This is a genomic window from Cohnella zeiphila (genome assembly GCF_014212055.1).
Lineage (GTDB): Bacteria > Bacillota > Bacilli > Paenibacillales > Paenibacillaceae > Cohnella > Cohnella zeiphila.
This window is the reverse complement of the sequence record NZ_JACJVO010000007.1, coordinates 231,436-250,818: the sequence shown is the minus strand read 5'-3', so window position 1 is coordinate 250,818 and position 19,383 is coordinate 231,436. Positions and strand designations below refer to the sequence as shown.

Annotated in this window: 16 protein-coding genes; 13 read left to right on the top strand and 3 right to left on the bottom strand. The window is 61.1% G+C overall.

Features of this window, described 5'->3' with window-relative positions; genetic code table 11:
• Positions 1–11 precede the first annotated feature (11 nt).
• The 7 genes from H7C18_RS06280 (at position 12) to H7C18_RS06250 (ending at position 8,822) form a co-directional block, all read left to right on the top strand.
• A complete protein-coding gene (locus tag H7C18_RS06280) occupies positions 12–1,181 on the top strand; it encodes a dihydrodipicolinate synthase family protein (RefSeq protein ID WP_185128165.1) in 1,170 nt (389 codons plus the stop codon).
• A gap of 13 nt (positions 1,182–1,194) precedes the next feature.
• Positions 1,195–2,016 carry a sugar phosphate isomerase/epimerase family protein gene (locus tag H7C18_RS06275; protein ID WP_185128164.1) on the top strand — a complete coding sequence of 274 codons (822 nt, stop codon included), beginning with the start codon at positions 1,195–1,197 and terminating at the stop codon, positions 2,014–2,016.
• A 27-nt stretch (positions 2,017–2,043) separates the two neighbouring features.
• Positions 2,044–3,306: a Gfo/Idh/MocA family oxidoreductase gene (locus H7C18_RS06270; protein WP_185128163.1), complete on the top strand. Its 1,263-nt coding sequence runs from the start codon at positions 2,044–2,046 to the stop codon at positions 3,304–3,306.
• A 217-nt stretch (positions 3,307–3,523) separates the two neighbouring features.
• The gene (locus H7C18_RS06265) at positions 3,524–4,768 is read left to right on the top strand and encodes a peptidylprolyl isomerase (RefSeq protein ID WP_185128162.1); all 1,245 of its coding nucleotides are present in this window, start codon (positions 3,524–3,526) and stop codon (positions 4,766–4,768) included.
• 144 nt (positions 4,769–4,912) lie between these two features.
• A complete protein-coding gene (locus H7C18_RS06260; RefSeq protein WP_185128161.1) occupies positions 4,913–6,631 on the top strand; it encodes an ABC transporter ATP-binding protein in 1,719 nt (572 codons plus the stop codon).
• Between the two features lie 104 nt (positions 6,632–6,735).
• Complete coding sequence (locus tag H7C18_RS06255; protein WP_185128160.1) at positions 6,736–7,779, top strand: FecCD family ABC transporter permease; 1,044 nt, start codon at positions 6,736–6,738, stop codon at positions 7,777–7,779.
• Between the two features lie 2 nt (positions 7,780–7,781).
• Positions 7,782–8,822 (top strand): FecCD family ABC transporter permease, encoded by a 1,041-nt coding sequence (locus tag H7C18_RS06250; protein ID WP_185128159.1) that lies wholly within the window; start codon positions 7,782–7,784, stop codon positions 8,820–8,822.
• An 8-nt stretch (positions 8,823–8,830) separates the two neighbouring features.
• On the opposite strand, the gene H7C18_RS06245 is transcribed toward H7C18_RS06250, so the two are convergent.
• Positions 8,831–9,562 (bottom strand): class I SAM-dependent methyltransferase, encoded by a 732-nt coding sequence (locus H7C18_RS06245; protein WP_185128158.1) that lies wholly within the window; start codon positions 9,560–9,562, stop codon positions 8,831–8,833.
• Between the two features lie 157 nt (positions 9,563–9,719).
• Here H7C18_RS06245 and H7C18_RS06240 point away from each other — a divergent pair, with 157 nt between their 5' ends.
• The 3 genes from H7C18_RS06240 (at position 9,720) to H7C18_RS06230 (ending at position 12,688) form a co-directional block, all read left to right on the top strand.
• A complete protein-coding gene (locus tag H7C18_RS06240; RefSeq protein WP_185128157.1) occupies positions 9,720–10,415 on the top strand; it encodes a response regulator transcription factor in 696 nt (231 codons plus the stop codon).
• Entirely contained in the window at positions 10,405–11,517 is a 1,113-nt protein-coding gene (locus H7C18_RS06235; RefSeq protein ID WP_238357494.1) for a sensor histidine kinase, read from the top strand. Before H7C18_RS06240 ends, H7C18_RS06235 begins: the two co-directional genes overlap by 11 nt.
• A gap of 142 nt (positions 11,518–11,659) precedes the next feature.
• Complete coding sequence (locus tag H7C18_RS06230; protein WP_238357493.1) at positions 11,660–12,688, top strand: D-alanyl-D-alanine carboxypeptidase family protein; 1,029 nt, start codon at positions 11,660–11,662, stop codon at positions 12,686–12,688.
• 56 nt (positions 12,689–12,744) lie between these two features.
• On the opposite strand, the gene yicI is transcribed toward H7C18_RS06230, so the two are convergent.
• Positions 12,745–15,075, bottom strand: a complete 2,331-nt coding sequence (gene yicI / locus H7C18_RS06225; RefSeq protein ID WP_185128156.1) for an alpha-xylosidase — start codon at positions 15,073–15,075, stop codon at positions 12,745–12,747.
• A 130-nt stretch (positions 15,076–15,205) separates the two neighbouring features.
• Between yicI and H7C18_RS06220 the strand changes: the two genes are divergently transcribed.
• Positions 15,206–16,099, top strand: coding sequence for an AraC family transcriptional regulator (locus H7C18_RS06220; protein WP_185128155.1), 894 nt, complete (start codon positions 15,206–15,208; stop codon positions 16,097–16,099).
• 82 nt (positions 16,100–16,181) lie between these two features.
• On the opposite strand, the gene H7C18_RS06215 is transcribed toward H7C18_RS06220, so the two are convergent.
• Positions 16,182–16,490, bottom strand: a complete 309-nt coding sequence (locus H7C18_RS06215; RefSeq protein WP_185128154.1) for a DUF2627 family protein — start codon at positions 16,488–16,490, stop codon at positions 16,182–16,184.
• Between the two features lie 191 nt (positions 16,491–16,681).
• On the opposite strand from H7C18_RS06215, the gene lpdA reads away from it, so the two are divergent.
• Both lpdA and H7C18_RS06205 read left to right on the top strand, forming a co-directional pair.
• Positions 16,682–18,121 carry a dihydrolipoyl dehydrogenase gene (gene lpdA / locus H7C18_RS06210; RefSeq protein ID WP_185128153.1) on the top strand — a complete coding sequence of 480 codons (1,440 nt, stop codon included), beginning with the start codon at positions 16,682–16,684 and terminating at the stop codon, positions 18,119–18,121.
• Positions 18,122–18,351: 230 nt separating this feature from the next.
• Positions 18,352–19,383: a thiamine pyrophosphate-dependent dehydrogenase E1 component subunit alpha gene (locus tag H7C18_RS06205; protein WP_273385897.1), complete on the top strand. Its 1,032-nt coding sequence runs from the start codon at positions 18,352–18,354 to the stop codon at positions 19,381–19,383.

The following is a 19,383-nucleotide window of genomic DNA, read 5'->3' as shown; positions in this document are numbered from 1 at the left end:
GAGGGATACCGATGGCGATCACCGTACGGCTGCCCCGCGCGGGCGGCGAACTGTACGAATACGAATTGAAGGAGCAAGCGCAGCTTGCGGTGCCGGAGCAGCCGTTCCGGAGCCGGATCGCATACTCCGCGGCTCATGTCGTCAGCGATCCGTTCGCGGACACCGATCCGCTTCACGATTCCCGAATCGATTGGAACGCCACGCTCGCGTACCGACACCACCTGTGGAAGCACGGCCTGGCGGTCGCGGAAGCGATGGATACCGCGCAGCGGGGAATGGGACTCGATTGGACCCGCTCGAAGGAGCTCATCCGCCGTTCCGTCGCGGAAGCGCGCTCCGTCGGCGGGAAGATTGCCAGCGGCGCCGGGACCGATCATCTCGCGCCGAGTCCTTCGGTGACGCTGGAGCAGGTGGAAGCCGCCTATGAGGAGCAAGTCGGTTTTGTCGAAGGGGAAGGCGGGCAGGTTATCCTGATGGCGAGCCGTGCGTTGGCCGCATGCGCCAAAGGGCCGGAAGATTACCGGCGGGTGTACGGGAACATCCTGCGACAGGTGAAGCAGCCGGTCATCCTGCATTGGCTGGGAGACATGTTCGATCCTGCGCTCGCCGGATACTGGGGGCATAAGAACGACCTGGACGCGGCGATGGAAGTTTGCCTCGGCGTCATCCGCGATCATGCGGACAAGGTCGACGGCATCAAGATTTCCCTACTGGACGCCGAGAAGGAAATCCGCATGCGCCGGATGCTGCCGGAAGGCGTGCGCATGTACACGGGCGACGACTTCAACTATCCGGAACTGATCCGGGGCGACGGGCAAGGCTACAGTCATGCGCTGCTCGGCATCTTCGACGCGATCGCGCCCGTCGCCGCCGCCGCGCTTCATGCGCTGGACGCCGGGGATGCGAGCCGATACGAAGCGATCATGGAACCGACCGTGGCGCTGTCGCGCCATATCTTCAAGAAACCTACGTACGCCTATAAGACGGGAATCGTCTTCATGGCTTACTTGAACGGGCATCAGTCCCACTTCCGGATGCTCGGGGGAGCAGAAGGAAGCCGCTCCATCGTTCATCTGTCCGACCTGTTCGTTCTGGCCGATCGCGCGGGCTTGCTCCGCGACCGGGAACTGGCGGTCGCGCGCATGAAGAAAACGCTGGCTCTGGCCGGCCTTGAAGATTAAGGAGGGAATCCGAATGGAGCCGCTTCGTTCCATTGAGCGACTGAGCTTGAACCAAATTACGACCGACCGTCTGTCCATGCGGGAAGCGGCGGACGTCTGCGTACGCGCCGGCGTGCCCTGGATCGCCTTATGGCGCCATAAAGTGGCGGACGCGGGGCTGGCGGAGAGCAAGCGGCTCATCCGGGATGCCGGCCTTCGCATCTCCAGCCTTTGCCGCGGCGGCTTCTTCCATGCGGCGACGCCGGAAGCGCGCCGGGAGAGGATCGACGACAACCGGCGGGCGATCGAAGAAGCGGCCGAGCTGGGCACGGATACGCTCGTGCTCGTATGCGGCCCGGCGGAAGGGCGCGACATCGATGCCGCCCGCCGGACGGTCGAAGAGGCGATCGGGGAGCTGGCGCCGCTCGCCCGATCCCACGGCGTCAAGCTCGGCATTGAACCGCTCCATCCGATGTATGCCGCCGAGCGGTCGGTCATCAATACCTTAGGGCAGGCGAACGCCCTGGCGGAGAAGTTCGACGCCCGCGACGTCGGCGTCGTCGTCGATGCGTTTCATGTCTGGTGGGACCCGGAGTTATACGCGCAAATCAAGCGTGCCGAAGGGCGCATTCTCGGCTTCCACGTCTCGGACTGGCTCGTCCCGATGCCGGATATACTCATGGGCAGAGGCATGATGGGCGACGGCGTCATCGAGCTGCGGCGGATGCGCACGGCGGTCGAAGCGGCCGGGTACGACGGGCCGATCGAAGTGGAGATTTTCAATCGCGAGGTGTGGGACATGCCGGGCGACGAGGCGTTGTCTCTGATCAAAGAACGGTACCTGGACCACGTGTAAAACAACGGAGTAAAGGAGGGGACCTCCGTGAGGACATTCAAAGCCGCGCTGGTGGGGATCGGAGGATTCGGTTCCTCGCACGTCCGCGCGATGTCGGAGCTGGCCCAAGAAGGGCGCATCGAAATTCCCGCTTTCGCGGAGCTGCAGCCGGATCGCTTCCCGGAACAGTTCGAACGGTTAACCGCGCTCGGAGCGGCGCACTATACGGATTATGAACAGATGCTTGCCGATCATCCCGAGATCGATTTCGTGGCGATCGCGACTCCGATCGCCGCCCATAAGCCGATGTGCGTCCGCGTGCTGGAGATGGGCTTCCACGTGTTGGTGGAGAAGCCTCCGGCGGTAACGATTCAGGATCTGGATGAGATTATCGCCGCACGGAAGGCGAGCGGAAAGCTATGCCAGGTCGACTTCCAGAACACGTCGGGCCGGGCTTTCCGCGAGCTGCTTGACCGGCTCCATGCCGGAGCGATCGGGGAAGTCAAGCGGGTGACCGGCGTCGGCATTTGGTCGCGATCGAAGGCGTATTACGCCCGGACGCCGTGGGCGGGCAAGCTGACGAACGGCGGAAAGTACGTCCTCGACGGAACGTTCAACAACCCGTTTGCGCATCTGCTCAACAATTGCTTGCTTGCCGCCGGTGACGCCGATCCTTCGCGCATGCTTCCGCAGACGGTGCAAGCGGAATTGTACCGCGTGAACGACATCGAAGGCGACGACGTCTCGTGCATTCGCGCCGTTACGCATGATGGCGTCGAAGTCCTTTTCTACGCGATGCTGTGCCATCCGGCGAACGAGACGCCGTTTATCGCCGTCGAGGGAACGCTCGGAGAGATCGTCTGGCATTACGACAACCGGATCGTTCAGCGCATCGGCGGAGAGGAAGAAGTCCGCTCGTTCGGCGAAGAGAATCTTATGAGGAATATGTACGACAACCTGATGCAGGCGATCGCGAATCCGGACGTGCCTCTCTTCGCGCCAATCGAAGCGTCCCGCGGCTTCGTCCTCGTCTCCAATGGAGCCTACGAATCCTCGCAGGCCGTTCGGACCATTTCGGGTTCTTTCGTTACCGAGCAGGAAGCGGGAGATTCGATCATTCGCCTGCTTCCGGCTCTGTCGGAAGGGATCCGGGAGGCGGCTTCGCAAGGGCTGCTTTATTCCGAGGTTCCGTTTCCATGGGCCAAGCCGACCGAGCCCGCGCGCATGGACGCTTACCGCCATTTCGAATTGCCGCCCGGCTATGCGACGGAAGGGAGGACGCCGCCTTCCGGAGTGCCGAATCAGGCCTGACAGAAACCTCCAAGACCGGTCCGGTTTTGGAGGTTTGGCCTTTTCTCAGGCAATCGCGCCTGAAGCCGGGCATATTAGAGAAATCGAGGAAATGCGACAGAAAACCGGGCTTCGAGCCGGGTTTTTTGCGTTTTTTAAGTTTATATTAAGGTAATCTGCGGAAAATTTGATATAGTGGAACAATGAGCTTTACAAACAAGAGGAGGATCATGAGAGAATGAGCGAAGAAAACAAAGATCCATTGCAAGCCGTTCCTTCCGACGAGCGTCCGGAATCGGACAAGCCGGAAGAGAATGTAGAGATCGAAGAGGAGCGTTCCGCTCCCGTAGAAGAAGCGCCCAAGGCGAAGCCGGCACCGGCAGCCGTTCGTCCGGCGCCTGCGAAGCCTGCGGCATCCGGAGGCGGCAACAAGAGCTGGCCTTGGATCGCGATCGCGGTCATCGCGATCGCCGCTCTTATTTTCGTGCTTGTCCGCGATTCGGGCGGCAACTCGATGAACAAGGCGGTCGGCGAGCTGGACGGCAAGTCGATCACCCAGGCCGATCTGTACAACGAGATGGTCAAGACCACGGGCGAGGCCCAGATGGGTCAACAGCTCGATCAGATCATGATGTTCAAGGTGATCTCCAACGAAGCCGGCAAAACCGGCGGACAAGTGACCGACGCCGACGTCGACGCGTACATCGCCGACATCAAAAAGAAGAACAATTTCACGACGGACGATCAGTTCAGCCAGGCGCTCGCATCCAGCGGCATGACGCTTGATCAGTTCAAGGAGCAAACCCGTCCGCAGCTGGAATTGCGCCTCATCTTCGCTAAGAAGCTGAACCCGTCGGAAGACGATCTCAAAGCTTACTTCGACAAAAATAAGGACAACTACGGAACGCCCGAGCAAGTACGGGCTTCGCATATCCTGCTTCAAACGAAGGAAGAAGCCGAAGCGGTCCTGAAGCAATTGAAGCAGGGCGCCGACTTCGCTACGCTGGCCAAGGAGAAGTCGATCGACACCGGCTCCAAGGATAACGGCGGCGATCTGGGCTTCTTCGGCAAAGGCGTCATGAACGAGCAGTTCGAGACCGCGGCGTTCGCTCTCAAGACAGGCGAAATGAGCGACGTCGTCCAATCTCCGAACGGCTATCATATCATCAAGCTTACCGACCGGAAAGAAGCGGTAGCCGCCAACTATGACGATGTCAAGGATCAAGTGAAGAACGATTACCTCGACGAGAAGATCAACGAAGGCTTCTCCGATTGGTTCACCGAAGCCAAGAAAACGGAAGGCTACAAAAACTTCCTCACGCAGGAAGACGCCACCACCGCTACCGAAACGCCGCCCGCCGACTCGGTTCCGTCGGAATCGGCCGCGCCGTCCGGATCGGCTTCGAGCGATTCTTCGGCCTCCGCTTCTCCTTCGGCATCTTCGTCGCCGTCGGCATCGCCTTCGGCTTCCGCATCGCAATGATTTTTCGCTTCGCCGGACCGTCCGCCTTGCGCGGACGGTTTTTCTTTTTGGCGCCGCAGCTTCGCACGATTGTCCATTTGCAGACCGGAGCGCTCGGGTTAAGATGAAGATGGGCTTATCTATCTTTCTTGCGGAGGTGCGCCGTTGTTACGCCGTTTTTTCTCTTACTACCGTCCTTACAAAGGACTGTTCGTTCTCGATTTCGGCTGTGCCGTCTTCGTCGCCTTGCTGGAGCTCGGCTTTCCGCTTGCCGTGGACAAGGTGGTGGACGATCTGCTTCCCGGCAAAGACTGGAATTTGATCGTCTGGGCGTGCGTCGGCTTGCTGTCGGTCTATTTGATCAACTCTTTCATGCAATTCGTCGTCGGCTACTGGGGGCATATGCTGGGCATCAATATCGAGACGGATATGAGGCGGAAGCTGTTCAATCATATTCAGAAGCTGAGCTTCCGCTTTTTCGACAATAACAAGACCGGCCATTTGATCTCAAGGATGACCAACGACTTGATGGAGATCGGAGAAGTCGCCCATCACGGCCCGGAAGACATGTTCATCGCGCTGATGACGCTCGTGGGCGCGTTCATCCTGATGGCGTCGATCCACCTGAAGCTGGCGCTGATCACGTTCGCGACCGTGCCGGTCATGATCGTGCTGGCGGTTTATTTCAACGGCAAAATGACCAAGGCGTTCCACCGCATGTTTACGGACATGGCGGACTTCAACGCGCGCGTGGAGGACAATGTCGGCGGCATTCGCGTCGTTCAGGCGTTCTCCAACGAGGAGCACGAGAAGAAGCTGTTCGCGGTCAACAACGAGCGTTATCGGACCGCCAAGCTGATCGCATACAAGATTATGGGCAAAAACACGTCGCTCAGCTACATGCTCATGCGGCTGGTGTCGCTGCTCGTCATGATCAGCGGCGCTTGGTTCGTCTACCACGACAACATGAAATACGGGGATTTTATCGCGTTCCTGCTGCTCGTCAACGTCCTTTTTCGGCCGATCGAGAAAATCAACGCGATCGTCGAGAGCTATCCGAAAGGGATCGCCGGCTTCAAGCGCTACGTCGAGCTGCTGGAGACCGAGCCGGACGTGGCCGACAGGCCCGGTGCGATCGACGTTCCGCACCTGCAGGGCCATATTCGCTACCAGGACGTCTCTTTCGGCTATGATGCGAACGCGATGGCGCTGAAAGGCATCAACCTGACGATCCGCGCGGGCGAGACGGTCGCGTTCGTCGGGCCGTCCGGCGCCGGCAAGACGACGCTGTGCAGCCTGCTTCCCCGGTTCTACGAAGTCGATGGGGGGGCGATTACGATCGACGGCATGGACATTCGCGGCCTCACGTTGGAGTCGCTTCGGCGGCAGATCGGCATCGTGCAGCAGGACGTCTTCCTGTTCGCCGGCACGATTCGCGAGAATATCGAATACGGCAAGCTGGGCGCGACCGAAGAGCAGATCTGGGAAGCGGCCCGGCGGGCGCGGTTGGATACGTTCATTCGGTCGCAGCCGGACGGAATGGGGACAGTCATCGGAGAGCGGGGCGTCAAGCTGTCGGGGGGCCAGAAGCAGCGGCTTGCGATCGCGCGGATGTTCCTCAAAAATCCGCCGATCCTCATTCTCGACGAAGCGACGTCGGCGCTGGATACCGAGACGGAAGCCGCGATCCAGCAATCGCTGGCCGAGCTGTCCCAAGGGAGGACGACGCTGGTCATCGCGCACCGTCTGGCAACGATCAAGAACGCGGACCGGATCGTGGTCGTGACCGAGGACGGCATTGCCGAGCAAGGACGCCACGATGAATTGATTCAAAGCCAAGGCCATTATTCCCGTCTGCATCGCGCCCAGTTCAGTCAAATGTAAAATAGAGGTTTGACAGATGGAAGCCGAATAAGGTATTCTACTTGTGTCGTACGAATGATAATCATTCTCACTAAGGTGTCGCAGACGGGAAAGGTATCGGACTCATGGAACATCCAGCTCAATCGGCGGAAAACCGGCTTCCGCCGCTGCGTTCGCGGCCGCTTGCCGCCACGCTCATTATCGTCTTAGGTTTGGCCGCCTTGGTTCTATGCTTGGGCTTGTCCGTCTCGGTCGGGGCGGCGTCCATCAAGCTGACGACCGTATGGGAGGCGGTATTCCGCTTCAACGGCGATTTGACCAGCCATCAGATTATCCGGGAGCTGCGTCTTCCGAGGGCACTGGCCGGCGCGCTGGTCGGAGCCGCATTCGCGACGGCAGGGGCGATCATGCAAGGCATGACGCGCAATCCGCTCGCCGATCCGGGCCTGCTCGGCATCAATGCGGGCGCCGGCCTGGCGCTGGCGCTGTGCTTCGCCTTCTATCCTTCGCTTTCGTTCAACGGATTGATCGGATTCTCGTTCATCGGCGCCGCTCTCGGGGCGGCATTGGTTTTCGGCATCGGCTCCGCGTCCCGCGGCGGATTGACGCCTGCAAAGCTGGCACTGGCCGGTGCGACCGTCATGGCGCTCTTGAACTCGCTCAGCGAAGCGATCTCCATCCATTTCCGAATCGGGCAGCAGCTTGCGTTCTGGTACGCGGGCGGCATGGCCGGCATCAAGTGGTCGCAGCTGGCGTACATGGCGCCGTGGATCGTCGTCGGGCTGTTCGGAGCGATCGCGCTGTCGCGTTCCATTACGCTTCTTAGCCTAGGGGAGGAGACCGCGGCGGGGCTCGGCGTGCGCACCGGCCTGGTCAAGCTGCTGGCGGTCGTCGTCGTGCTCGTGCTGGCCGGCTCTTCGGTCGCCGCGGTCGGCTCGATCGGCTTCGTCGGCCTGGTCATTCCCCATATCTCCCGCTTCCTGGTGGGCGTTAACTACAAATGGATTATCCCTTGCTCGGCGGTTCTCGGCAGCTTGCTCATCGTGCTGGCCGACATCGCCGCACGCATGATCAACCCGCCCTCGGAGACTCCGGTAGGCGCCTTGATTGCCTTGATAGGCGTTCCCTTCTTCCTGTACCTTGTGCGGCGCGTCAGGAGGGAGATGTGATCATGGAGCGGAACTTGCTTCGGCAATCGAGCCGCCGTCGCGCGGCCAGGGCATGGACATGGATCGGCGTCCTCGCCTTGCTGGTCATCGCGGTCTTTATCGTCAGCATGAACTCGGGCTACACCCGGCTGTCGCCGGGGGAAGTATTCCGGACGCTGTTCGGCGGCGGTAACGCGAATCAGAACTTGATTTTGTTCCAATTCCGGCTGCCCCGCATCGTCATCACGGTGCTTCTGGGAGCGGGACTCGCGCTGTCGGGCTGCATCCTGCAAGGAATCACCCGCAACGCGCTAGCGGATCCGGGCATCCTCGGCATCAATTCCGGCGCCGGGCTGATGGTCGTGCTGTACGTCGCCTTCTATCCGGTGACGAAGCTCGGTTCGGTCTTCCTGCTGCCGTGTCTCGCCCTCGTGGGCGCGCTGGCGACCGCAGCGCTCATCTATGCGCTCGCCCGGAAACGGGGAGAAGGGCTCTCGCCGACGCGGATGGTGCTCGTCGGGATCGCGCTCGCTTCCGGCATCTCCGCCGCGATGATCGTGCTGACGATCCGGCTCAGTCCGGATCAGTACCAGTTCGTGCAGACATGGCTTGCCGGCAGTATCTATGGAACGAATTGGAAATTTGTGCTGGCGCTGCTGCCATGGCTGGCCGTCCTTATTCCGTACGTTCTGCTGAAAGCCAAGGCGCTGAACGTGCTGAGCCTGGGCGATGCCTTAGCTACCGGCTTGGGCGCCAGAACGGAGCGCGAGCGGCTCGGCCTGCTGGCCGCATCGGTCGCCTTGGCCGGCGCGTGCGTCGCCGTCGGCGGAGGGATCAGCTTCGTCGGCCTGATCGCGCCGCATCTGGCCCGTCAGCTCGTCGGCTCGCGGCACCAGGTGCTCATTCCCGCCGCGGCGCTGACCGGCAGCCTGCTCGTCATCGCCGCCGACACGGTCAGCCGCTCGATCCTGCAGCCGTCGGGCGTGCCGACAGGCATCGTCGTCACCGTGATCGGCGCGCCCTATTTCCTTTACCTGCTGGCCAGAACGAAGTCGAAAGCGTAAAAAGCCGCTCAAGATTTCGTGCCGGTCACGATGCGAACCGGAGGGAACATCGAGAAGTGCAGGCCGGACACGCGGACTTCCGCAAGACCGGCTTCGCTCATCGCCTCGGCGTATTCCCGGACATTCCGAAAGTCGAGAAGCGCGATTCTGCCGTTCGGGCCGGTGACGCGGACGATCTCCTTGATCGCCTTCCGCCGTTCCCTGCGTTCGGAGATGTTATGAATGGCAAGGCTGGACGCCACCGCGTCGAAAGCGCCGTCTTCGAACGGGAGGCGGCGCGCGTCCGCGTTCACGACCTGTATCCGGTCCGAGACGCCCTCGGCCGCGGCGTTCCGCATCGTCGCGCCCGGGCTGTTCCCGGACTGATCGTTCGCGTTCCAGATATCGATGCCGACCGCTTTTCCCCCGATCAACCGCTTGGCGACGCCGGTTAACACCATTCCGCGACCGCACCCGACGTCCAGAACGGAATCGTCCGGACTCAGTCGCAGCGCCTCGATCAGCTTCCGTACGACCTTACGCTTGCCCCGCTTGCTGCTCCAGAGCATCCATGCCGCTTCCGCCCAACACAGGACGCCGATCGCGCCTCCCCAGACCGACAACGCCTTGAGCCATACGCCGTTCAGAAGATCGAGCGCCGCCGCGGCAGCCGCGATGAGAATCGCCCCGATCGCACAGAGGCTGCGCACGACGTTCGGCGCGTCGATCCCGTAGTTCCCTCGCTCCTTTTTCCCCGCCATGCCAGTATCCCTCCCGAAAAATAGAAGACGCCGCATCGCAAAAGAACCTTAACCAAATCTTAAACATATCTGAAGATCAGTTTAGCATCCGAGACAAGGCGGGAGATACTGGACTATAGTATAGGTAAGACATAGACGAGGAGCGTAGGTCACAGCGATGCAGCGACGTTTGTTAATCGTGGACGACGACCGGGAGATCGCCGGTCTGATCGAAATTTATTTGCGCAACGAAGGGTATTTGACGGATAAGGCGCACGACGGCGCGGAGGCGTTGGACAAGCTGGCCCGAGAGGAGTTCGATCTGGTCGTCCTGGACGTCATGATGCCCGGGATGGACGGGATGGAAGCTTGCCGGCGCATCCGGGCGGAACGGGAGATCCCGATTCTGATGGTCAGCGCCAAGGCGGAGGATATGGACAAAATTCTCGGCCTGATGACCGGAGCGGACGATTACATGATCAAGCCGTTCAACCCGCTCGAGCTGGTCGCGCGCGTCAAATCGCTGCTGCGCCGTTCCTATCAATACGGGAAGACGGCCGGCGCCGAAACGGACGAGAACGTCATCGCCGCCGGGCCGCTGCGCATCGACAAGCAGTCCCATTCCGTGGAAGCGGACGGCCGCCCGATCCGCTTGACCTCGACCGAGTTCGGCATTCTCAGCTTGCTCGCCGCCAATCCCGGACGCGTGTTCAGCGCGGAGGAGATTTTCCAGCAGGTGTGGAAAGAAAAATATTTCGAATCCAACAACACGGTCATGGTCCATATCAGCAAGCTGCGGGACAAGCTGGAGCAGGAGTCGGGCGACAAACTGATCGCCACCGTATGGGGGGTCGGCTACAAAATTGACCTCTAACGGAACCGGCCGCATGATCTGGCGCTTGATCTGGCAGATGCTGGCTAGCCTGGTGCTCAGCGCTGTCCTGGGGTACGTTCTGCTGGCCGCCTTGCGCGACTTGTCCTGGCGGTTTTATCCGAATACCCGATGGATCCGGATCGGCTATAACGCAGCGGAAGCCATGTTCGGCGCAAGCGCGCTGCCGATTATTTTCGGCTTTTTATTGTTTATGGCCTTCATGGTTTTGTTCCAGCTGCGGCAGATGATTTATTTGGGGCGGCTCCGCGCCGATCTGGGCCGCATTGCCGAAGGGAACTTCGACGAGACGCTTCCTGTCCGCGGACAGAGCGAGCTGAGCGAGCTGGCGGAGCAGACGAATCGGCTGGTTGAAAAGCTGAAGCTGTCGCTGGACGAGGAGAGGCGGATGGAGCAGACGAAGAACGAGCTGATCACGAACGTCTCGCACGATCTGCGTACGCCGCTGACGTCCATCCTCGGCTATCTCGGCTTGATCGATCAGGACCGCTACCGCGACGAAGTCGAGCTGCGCCATTACGTCGCGATCGCTTACGAGAAAGCTCAGAGGCTTCATCTGCTGACGAGCGACTTGTTCGAGCTGACCCGTACGCGCAGCGGGGCGGCTGCGCTCAAGATGACCCGGCTCAACCTGGTCGAACTGCTCGGCCAACTGCTCGTGCATCACCGGCTGACGCTGGCCGATGCGGGAATGAAGGGGGATCTGCGCGCTCCCGAGCCCGAGCTGCCCGTGTCCGGGGATCCGATCAAGCTGGCGAGAGTGTTCGAGAACTTGCTGGCGAACGCGGTCCAATACGGCCGCGAGGGGAAGAGAGTCGATTTCGCGGCATACCGCGAAGACGGCGAAGCGGTCGTCGAAGTCGTCAATTACGGGGAACCGATTCCGACGACCGATCTTCCGTACATTTTCGACCGGTTTTATCGGGTCGACAAGTCGCGGACCGAGCATGCCGGCGGCTCCGGCCTCGGGCTCGCGATCGTCAAAGGGCTGGTGGAGCAGCACAAGGGCCGTATCGAAGCGTTCAGCGACGCCGAGCGTACGGTGTTCCAGGTGCGGCTCCCGGTGTTGAAGGAGGCCAAATAAACGCATCGGACCTATACACGGGCTAGGCATTCGGAGAATGCTTAGCACAGTTTAAGAAAAAAGACAGGTTTCGCTTCGGATTGCTTAAAAAATACTTCCTACAATAGGAGGAGATCAAAGCTTAAGAGAAACGGGTGGAACTATGAAATGGAAGCACTTGGCGCTTGCCGTCGTCGTGGCGGCCGGGCTCGGATGGGTTGCGAAGGAGAAGACGCTTCGGCCCGTGACGGAAGACGCAGTGATGGAAGACGCAGCGATCGCAGCCCCGGCGACTGCAGAACCCGTGATCGCAGCTCCGGGGACCGAAGACAAAGCGATCACTGCCCCGGCGACCGAAAACACGACCGATGACTCGAAGACCGAAGATCCGGCGATCGAAGGCACGGCGATCGAAGCCAAGTCGGCGGCCCTGCTCGACGCGAAGTCAGGGAAATGGCTTTATCTGCAAAATGCGGACGAGGCCTTGGCGCCGGCCAGCATGTCGAAGATGATGACGGAGCTCGTCGTACTGGAGCAGATCCGTTCCGGAAAACTGAACTGGGACGACGAAGCGGTCGCGAGCCGGTACGCGGCGAACGTCGTGGGATCGGCGATGGGGCTTCGGTCCGGGCAGAGCGTCTCGGTCCGGGAGCTGTTCGCCGCGATGGCCATCCATTCGGCGAACGACGCTGCGGTGGCGCTGGCCGAGAAAGTAGCCGGAAGCGAAACGGCGTTCGTGAAGCTCATGAACGACGAGGCGAAAGCGATCGGCCTGTCGGACCGCACCCGGTTCGCGAATGCGACCGGATTGTCGAAAGAGGATTTGACCGCGTTCTCCACGGCCGATTCCGCGACGGATACGAAGATGACCGCCAAGGATGCGGCGCTGCTGGCTTCCAGGCTGGTCGGCGGCTTTCCGGAGCTGCTTAAATTCACGAAGAAGTCGGAGACGCCGGCCGCCGACGGCAAGACGATGCTGGCGACGTCCAACGAGATGCTGCCGGGCCAGCAGTTCGGCATGAAGGGCAACGACGGTCTCAAGACCGGCTATACTTCAGCCGCCGGTTACTGTTTTACCGGCTCGTTCCTCATTGGCGGACATCGTTACATTTCGGTGATTATGGGCGCGACAACGCCGGAAGCCCGCTTCGAGATGACCTCGAAGCTGCTGGAAGTAGGTCGGATTGCGTAACATAAGGGAAAAGCCCCGAACGCTTCGCGATAGAAGCGCTCGGGGCTGCTTTGCTTTTACAGCCGAATCGTCAGGCGGGTCGCGCCCGAGGCGGGAACGACAACCGTTCCCTGGGCGTCAGCCGCAGACGAGCCGCCGTCGACGGATGCGACTTCGCCGATACCGCGAAGCAGCAACCGCCAACCGGACGATGCGCCTTCGCCTTCGGCGGCGACCTCGATCGCGCCGCCGGTGCGCGAAGCCGTTACGGTCAGCTTCAGCTTGCCTTGCGGGTCGTAGACGTCCGCCCGGGCGGAGGCGCCGTCCTGCAGCTCGAACAGATGGAACGTCGCGCCATCCGCATATTCATAATCAGGACGGTTATCGACAGAGCCGACCGCGATCAACGAATTTTCGCGCGCGTACAGCGGCAGGCTCAGGTAATCGTGCGTTTCGTTGCGCCAGGAACCGCCGGACACTTTTTCCCCGGTCAGGAAATGCGTCCAATTCCCCTTCGGCAGGTAGTAAGAGGAGGCGCCGTCCGGGTTGAAGATCGGCGCGACCAGCAGCGAGTCGCCGAGCATGTACTGGCGGTCCAGGTAATCGGCGGTCGGGTCTTCTCCGTATTCCAGCACCATCGCCCGCATCATCGGCAAGCCGAGCTTGGCGGACTGCACCGCTTGAGAGAACAGGTACGGCATCAGGCCGAGCTTCAGCTTGGTAAAGAAGCGAAGGACGTCGACGGCTTCTTCGTCGAACAGCCACGGCACGCGGTACGACGTGCTTCCGTGCAGGCGGCTGTGGGACGACAGCAGGCCGAACGCCACCCAGCGCTTGTACAGGTCCGGCGTCGCGCTCTGCTCGAAGCCGCCGATGTCGTGGCTCCAGAACCCGAAGCCCGACAAGCCGAGCGACAGGCCGCCGCGCAAGCTCTCGGCCATCGATTCGTACGTCGCTTCGCAGTCGCCGCCCCAGTGGACCGGGAACTGCTGGCCGCCGGCGGTCGCGGAGCGGGCGAACAGCGCGGCTTCGCCTTTGCCGCGCTTTTCCTCGAGCACTTCGAACACGACCTTGTTATACAGCTGCGTGTAGTAGTTGTGCATCTGCATCGGATCGGAGCCGTCGAAATAAGCGACGTCGGTCGGAATGCGCTCGCCGAAGTCGGTCTTGAACGAATCGACCCCCATGTCCACGAGCGCGCGCAGCTTGTCGCCGTACCACTTGCACGCGTCCGGGTTCGTGAAGTCGACGAGGCCCATGCCGTACTGCCACAAGTCCCACTGCCAGACGCTGCCGTCCGGACGCTTCAGCAGGTAGCCGCCCTCCATGCCTTCGTCGAACAGAGGGGAGCGCTGCGCGATGTACGGGTTGATCCAGACGCAAATATGCAGCCCCTTCTCCTTAAGCCGGGCCAGCATGCCCTTCGGATCCGGGAATACGCGCTCATCCCATTCAAAGTCGCACCATTGGTACTCCTTCATCCAGAAGCAGTCGAAGTGGAACACCGCCAGCGGGATGTCGCGCTGCGCCATACCGTCGATGAAGCTGTTCACGGTCGCCTCGTCGTAGTTGGTCGTGAACGAGGTGGTCAGCCACAGGCCGAACGACCAGGCGGGAGGAAGGGCCGGCTTGCCGGTCAGCGACGTGTAATTCGCCAGCACGTTCTTCATCGAGCCGCCGCCGATCAGGAAATATTCGAGCATTTCGCCCGCGACGCTGAATTGCGTCTTGGATACTTTCTCCGACGCGACTTCGAACGACACGAGCTCCGGATGATTGACGAACACGCCGTAGCCGCGGTTCGTGATATAAAAAGGAATGTTCTTGTACGCCTGCTCGGATGCGGTGCCGCCGTCCTGATTCCAGATGTCGACGACCTGGCCGTTCTTGACGAAAGCGGAGAAGCGCTCTCCAAGTCCGTATACAGTCTCCCCGACGCCCAGATTGAGCTGCTCGCGGAAATGATGGTTGCCGTCGGCAGCTTTGACGTATGCGGTCTGGCGGGTGCCGCTGCCGGTCAGCGGGCGTCCTTTGTAAGTGTAGGCGATCTTCACGGGATGGATCTTCGTGATCGTGACCGCCGTATCCCCGCTCGTCAGACGAACGTACTCGGCGTTGTTCTCGATCGATACCGATGCATCGCCTTCCGTCAGCAGAGGGAAGGAGGACGGGCTTTGGCGTTTGCGCCCTTTGTGATGGTAAAATTTCGCGCGAATGACGTCCGCCGTCGGCGAAGAGAATTCCATCGTCATCAGCGGTTCGTTCAGCGTATTGCCGCGGGTCTCGAGGTGCCGGTGGGTAGCGAACACGGTAATGGCGTTCGTCCCGACATGGACGTCGTGAATTTCGTACGGGCTCAAAACTTCGTAGCCTTCTTTGGTCATCCAGTAGCCATCGCTGAATTTCATGGACGGAATCATCCCTTCTTGATTTTTCGTGGCTCATCCTTATACACTGTCATTATACTGATCCATTCGCTCGATTTCTTGCAATATTCCGCTTTCAAATAACAATATTCTGATATTGGAGATGACATTTATGGATGCGGGGCAGCTGCGCGAGAATCGGCGGCACGGATCGCCCGGTTTTCCGGTCGGGGCCTATATCATGGAGAATCAGACCGGCCAGCCGCTGCTGGAGAGCCATTGGCACGAAGAAGCGGAATTTCTGCTGCTTCTCGCCGGGCAAGCGCGGGTTCGGGTCGGCCTTGCCGAGATCGAGCTCGGCGCAGGGGAAGCGGTGTTCGTTCCCGGAGGCGAGCTGCACGGGGCCGACGGAATCCACGACTCCTCGTGCTCGTACGCGGCCGTCGTGTTCGACCTGGAATGGCTGGCCGATGCCGGAGACAGCTTCTCCTCCCGGTTCCTTCAGCCGCTCGGCCGCCGGAAGATCGGCTTGAGCCCCGTCGCAAGCGGCGGCACGGAGTGGGGAGCAAACGTCGTCCTACGCTTGAAAAAGCTGGCGTCCCTGTACGAATCGGACGACCCGGCCAAGGAAATGCGCGTAAAAGGCGAGCTGCTCCTTCTGCTCGCGGATTATTGGACGGCGGGCCAATGGACGGAGCGCCAAAGCGCGCCTCCGGGAGAGGCGATGGCCCTGGAACGGCTGAAGGGAGCGCTGCTCTATATCGAGACTCACTTCGCGCGCAAGCTGACCGTGCGGGAGCTGGCGGAAGCCGCCGGCATGAGCGAAGGCCATTTCAGCCGCACGTTCAAGACGTTTATGCGCAAGACGCCGGTCGAATACGTGAACCAATATCGCCTGCGCCGCGCGGCCCGGCTGCTTGAAGGTTCCGGCCTGACGGTCGGGGAGGCGGCGAGCGCTTCGGGCTTCGACAACTTCAGCTATTTTAGCAAGACGTTCCGCGCTTTATTCGGATGCAGTCCGTCGGATTACCGGAAGCGGGCTTCGTTTCGGCAGGAAGAAATTTAATCGCATCATGTCCTAAACAACCAAAAAAACTCCGTCGCGTCCGTTGCGCGAGGAGTTTCGAACAAGCTATGGGCCGTAAGGGTTAGGATTGGCTGCCGCCGTTTGCTTTGGGAGGACGGGGCCGCTTCGGCCGAAAGCGGGAAGACAGGTAGTTATGCTTGCGATCGCGGAAAAAAATCCATCCGCCGATGAAGGCGACGCCGCAGAGAAACACGACGAATCCGATCGCGAACCGCAGCCAGGCGAAGTGCGGATCGTTCAGCTCGACATTGCCGAGCTGCGCGAAATAATCGAACACAGCATCTTTCATGAGTAAAAATCCATATGCCGCCGCGATGCCCGGAATGACGAGCAGCAGAACGGCAATCAGCCGGGAGATGACGATCTTCACGCAAAACGGCCCTCCTTCCGTCCCTTTCATCATACCGATTCTGGGGGATTCTGTCCATATGAGGAAACGATATCGCTTTCCGCGCGTAATAAGGGAGGATGCCTTTGTCCGGGGGGTCAAAAAAAGGTAGAATAGATCGATAGCGTATCGAGTGCGGATACGGTCGGATGGGAAACGGAGGAGCTTACAGAATGCCAATCGAAGTGGACGTGGCCGTGCTCGGAGGCGGCCCTGGCGGATATACGGCGGCCGTTCGCGCGGCGCAAGCCGGCAAGAGCGTGGCGCTTATCGAGAAGGACAAGCTGGGCGGAACTTGCTTGCACAGGGGCTGCATTCCGTCCAAATCGCTGCTGCGCAGCGCGGAAGTATATGCAACCGTTCGCAATGCCGGCGCCTATGGAATCGAGCTGCCCGCGAACGGGAACGTATCGGTTGCCTGGAACGAAGTGCTGGCGCGCAAGAACGGCATCGTGGAGCAGCTGCACCGCGGATTGCAGGCGTTGATGAAGCAGCACCGGATTCAAGTGATCCTGGGCGGCGGCCGCATCATCGGGCCGTCGATCTTCTCGCCGCGCAGCGGAGCGATCGCGGTGGAGCTGGCGGACGGAGATGCCGAGACGGTCGTGCCTCGCAACTTGATCGTCGCGACGGGGTCTCGTCCGCGCCGCTTGGCCGGATTGCCTTACGACGGGGCGACGATCGCGACCAGCGACGAGGCGCTGGAGTGGGAGACGCTCCCGGCTTCCGCCATAATCGTCGGAGGCGGCGTTATCGGCGCGGAATGGGCGTCGATGCTCGGCGATTTCGGGACGAAGGTGACGCTCGTCGAGGCGGCGGATCGGATCCTGCCGGGCGAGGATAAAGACGTCTCCGCAGAAATGGCGAAGCTGCTCGCCGCCCGCGGCGTCGCGATCCACGCCGGCGCCCGGCTGCTCGTCGAATCGTGCCGGATCGGGGAGACGGGCGCAACCGTCGAGATCGAGACGGCAGCCGGCAAGACGACGTTAGCGGCCGAGAAGATGCTCGTATCGGTCGGACGGCAGGGCAACGTGGAAGGGCAAGGATTTGAAAACACGGATATTCGGACGTCGAACGGTTTCGTGGCCGTCGATCCGGTCACGCTGCAGACCGGGGAACGCCATATTTACGCGATCGGCGATTGCATCGGGGGCGTGCAGCTGGCGCATGCGGCGATGCATGAAGCGGCCGTTGCGGTCGACCATCTGCTCGGCCGGACGAACGGGACAACGAGAACGGCGGACCGCGACATTCCGCGCTGCGTCTATACGAGGCCTGAGGCGGCGTCGATCGGCTGGAGCGAAGCCGAAGCGAGAGCGCAAGGACGGGAAGTCAAGACGGCTCGGCTGCCGATGCGGATTTTCGGCAAGGCGCTCGCCTACGGCGACGCGGAAGGATTCGCCAAGGTGGTGGCCGACCGCGAGACGGGAGACCTGCTTGGCGTGCACCTCGTCGGCTCCCGCGCCACCGACCTGATCGCGGAGGCTTCGCTGGCTCGGCTGCTGGACGCGGTCCCGTGGGAGATCGGCCGCGCCATTCATCCGCACCCGACGATGTCGGAAGCGCTGCAGGAAGTGATGGCGGCGCTGGACGGCGGCGCCTCTCACGGCTGAACGAGGCCGCCTCGCTTCGAGCGAATCTCTTACCTGGGCTTCGGTCCATACGCACATGGACTGGGGCCTAAGACGGACGTCCATCCGCAAGCCGGGAACAATCTCCGACGGATGGACGTTTCTTTTTTGCCGCGGGCACGTTATAATGGGTTCTAGATTCAAGTATTAAGACCAGGTGATAAAAAAGGCGCCCTTGGCGCCAACCCAACAAAAGCCAGGAGGGACGTGCCTTGACCCACACACATTCCGTGAAGAGCGCCCCCCGTCACGCCGCGCTTGGACTGACGGACGAACAAGCCGTAGCCATGTACGAGAAGATGATATTAGCCCGCAAGTTCGACGAACGGGGACAGCTTCTCCAGCGCGCCGGCAAAGTCAATTTTCACATCTCCGGCATCAACCAGGAACCGTCGCAAGTCGCGATGGCGTTCGCCATGGATCTGAAGAACGATTGGTTTCTTCCTTATTACCGCGATTATGCATTCGTCTTGTCCCTCGGAATGACCGTTAAAGAATTGATGCTCTCCCTGTTCGCCAAAGGCGAAGACCCGAACAGCGCCGGCCGTCAGATGCCGGGCCACTTCGGGGCCAAGCGGCTGCGGATCGTCACGGGCTCAAGCCCGGTCACGACGCAGGTGCCGCATGCGGCCGGCTTCGCGCTGGCGGCGAAGATGCGCGGCGAGCGATCCGTCTCGCTCGTCTCCTTCGGCGAAGGATCGAGCAACCAGGGCGATTTTCACGAAGGGTGCAATTTCGCCGGGGTCATGAAGCTGCCGGTCATTTTCGTCTGCCAGAACAACGGCTACGCCATCTCGGTTCCGTTGTCCAAGCAAACGGCCGGCCGCATCAGCGACCGGGCGCTCGGGTACGGATTCCCCGGCGTGCAAGTGGACGGCAACGACGTTCTGGAGACGTACCGCGTGTTCAAGGAAGCGCACGACCGGGCGCTCGCGGGCGAAGGACCGACGCTTGTCGAGATCGTGACGTACCGGGTGACGCCGCACTCGACCTCCGACAACGATCTGGTTTACCGCACGAAGGAAGAAGTCGAGATCCACAAAGCCAAAGACGGCATCCCGGCGTACCGTCGTTACTTGACGGAAGCGGGACTGTGGTCGGAAGAACAAGAGCAGGAGCTTCAGGCCCGCATCCGCGAGGAGATCGACGAAGCGACGGAATACGGGGAACGGGCGCCGTTCCAGGCAGTCGAGGACGCTTTCCGCCACGTGTACGCGGAGACGGCGAACGGGGAGGCGATCTGA

Coding starts and splice junctions, on each gene's coding strand:
- yicI (WP_185128156.1), bottom strand. CDS start 15,075: ATGAAATTCAGCGATGGCTACTGGATGACCAAAGAAGGCTACGAAGTT.
- H7C18_RS06245 (WP_185128158.1), bottom strand. CDS start 9,562: ATGGCGGGGAAAAAGGAGCGAGGGAACTACGGGATCGACGCGCCGAAC.
- H7C18_RS06275 (WP_185128164.1), top strand. CDS start 1,195: ATGGAGCCGCTTCGTTCCATTGAGCGACTGAGCTTGAACCAAATTACG.
- H7C18_RS06220 (WP_185128155.1), top strand. CDS start 15,206: ATGGATGCGGGGCAGCTGCGCGAGAATCGGCGGCACGGATCGCCCGGT.
- H7C18_RS06265 (WP_185128162.1), top strand. CDS start 3,524: ATGAGCGAAGAAAACAAAGATCCATTGCAAGCCGTTCCTTCCGACGAG.
- H7C18_RS06255 (WP_185128160.1), top strand. CDS start 6,736: ATGGAACATCCAGCTCAATCGGCGGAAAACCGGCTTCCGCCGCTGCGT.
- H7C18_RS06240 (WP_185128157.1), top strand. CDS start 9,720: ATGCAGCGACGTTTGTTAATCGTGGACGACGACCGGGAGATCGCCGGT.
- H7C18_RS06230 (WP_238357493.1), top strand. CDS start 11,660: ATGAAATGGAAGCACTTGGCGCTTGCCGTCGTCGTGGCGGCCGGGCTC.
- H7C18_RS06250 (WP_185128159.1), top strand. CDS start 7,782: ATGGAGCGGAACTTGCTTCGGCAATCGAGCCGCCGTCGCGCGGCCAGG.
- lpdA (WP_185128153.1), top strand. CDS start 16,682: ATGCCAATCGAAGTGGACGTGGCCGTGCTCGGAGGCGGCCCTGGCGGA.
- H7C18_RS06280 (WP_185128165.1), top strand. CDS start 12: ATGGCGATCACCGTACGGCTGCCCCGCGCGGGCGGCGAACTGTACGAA.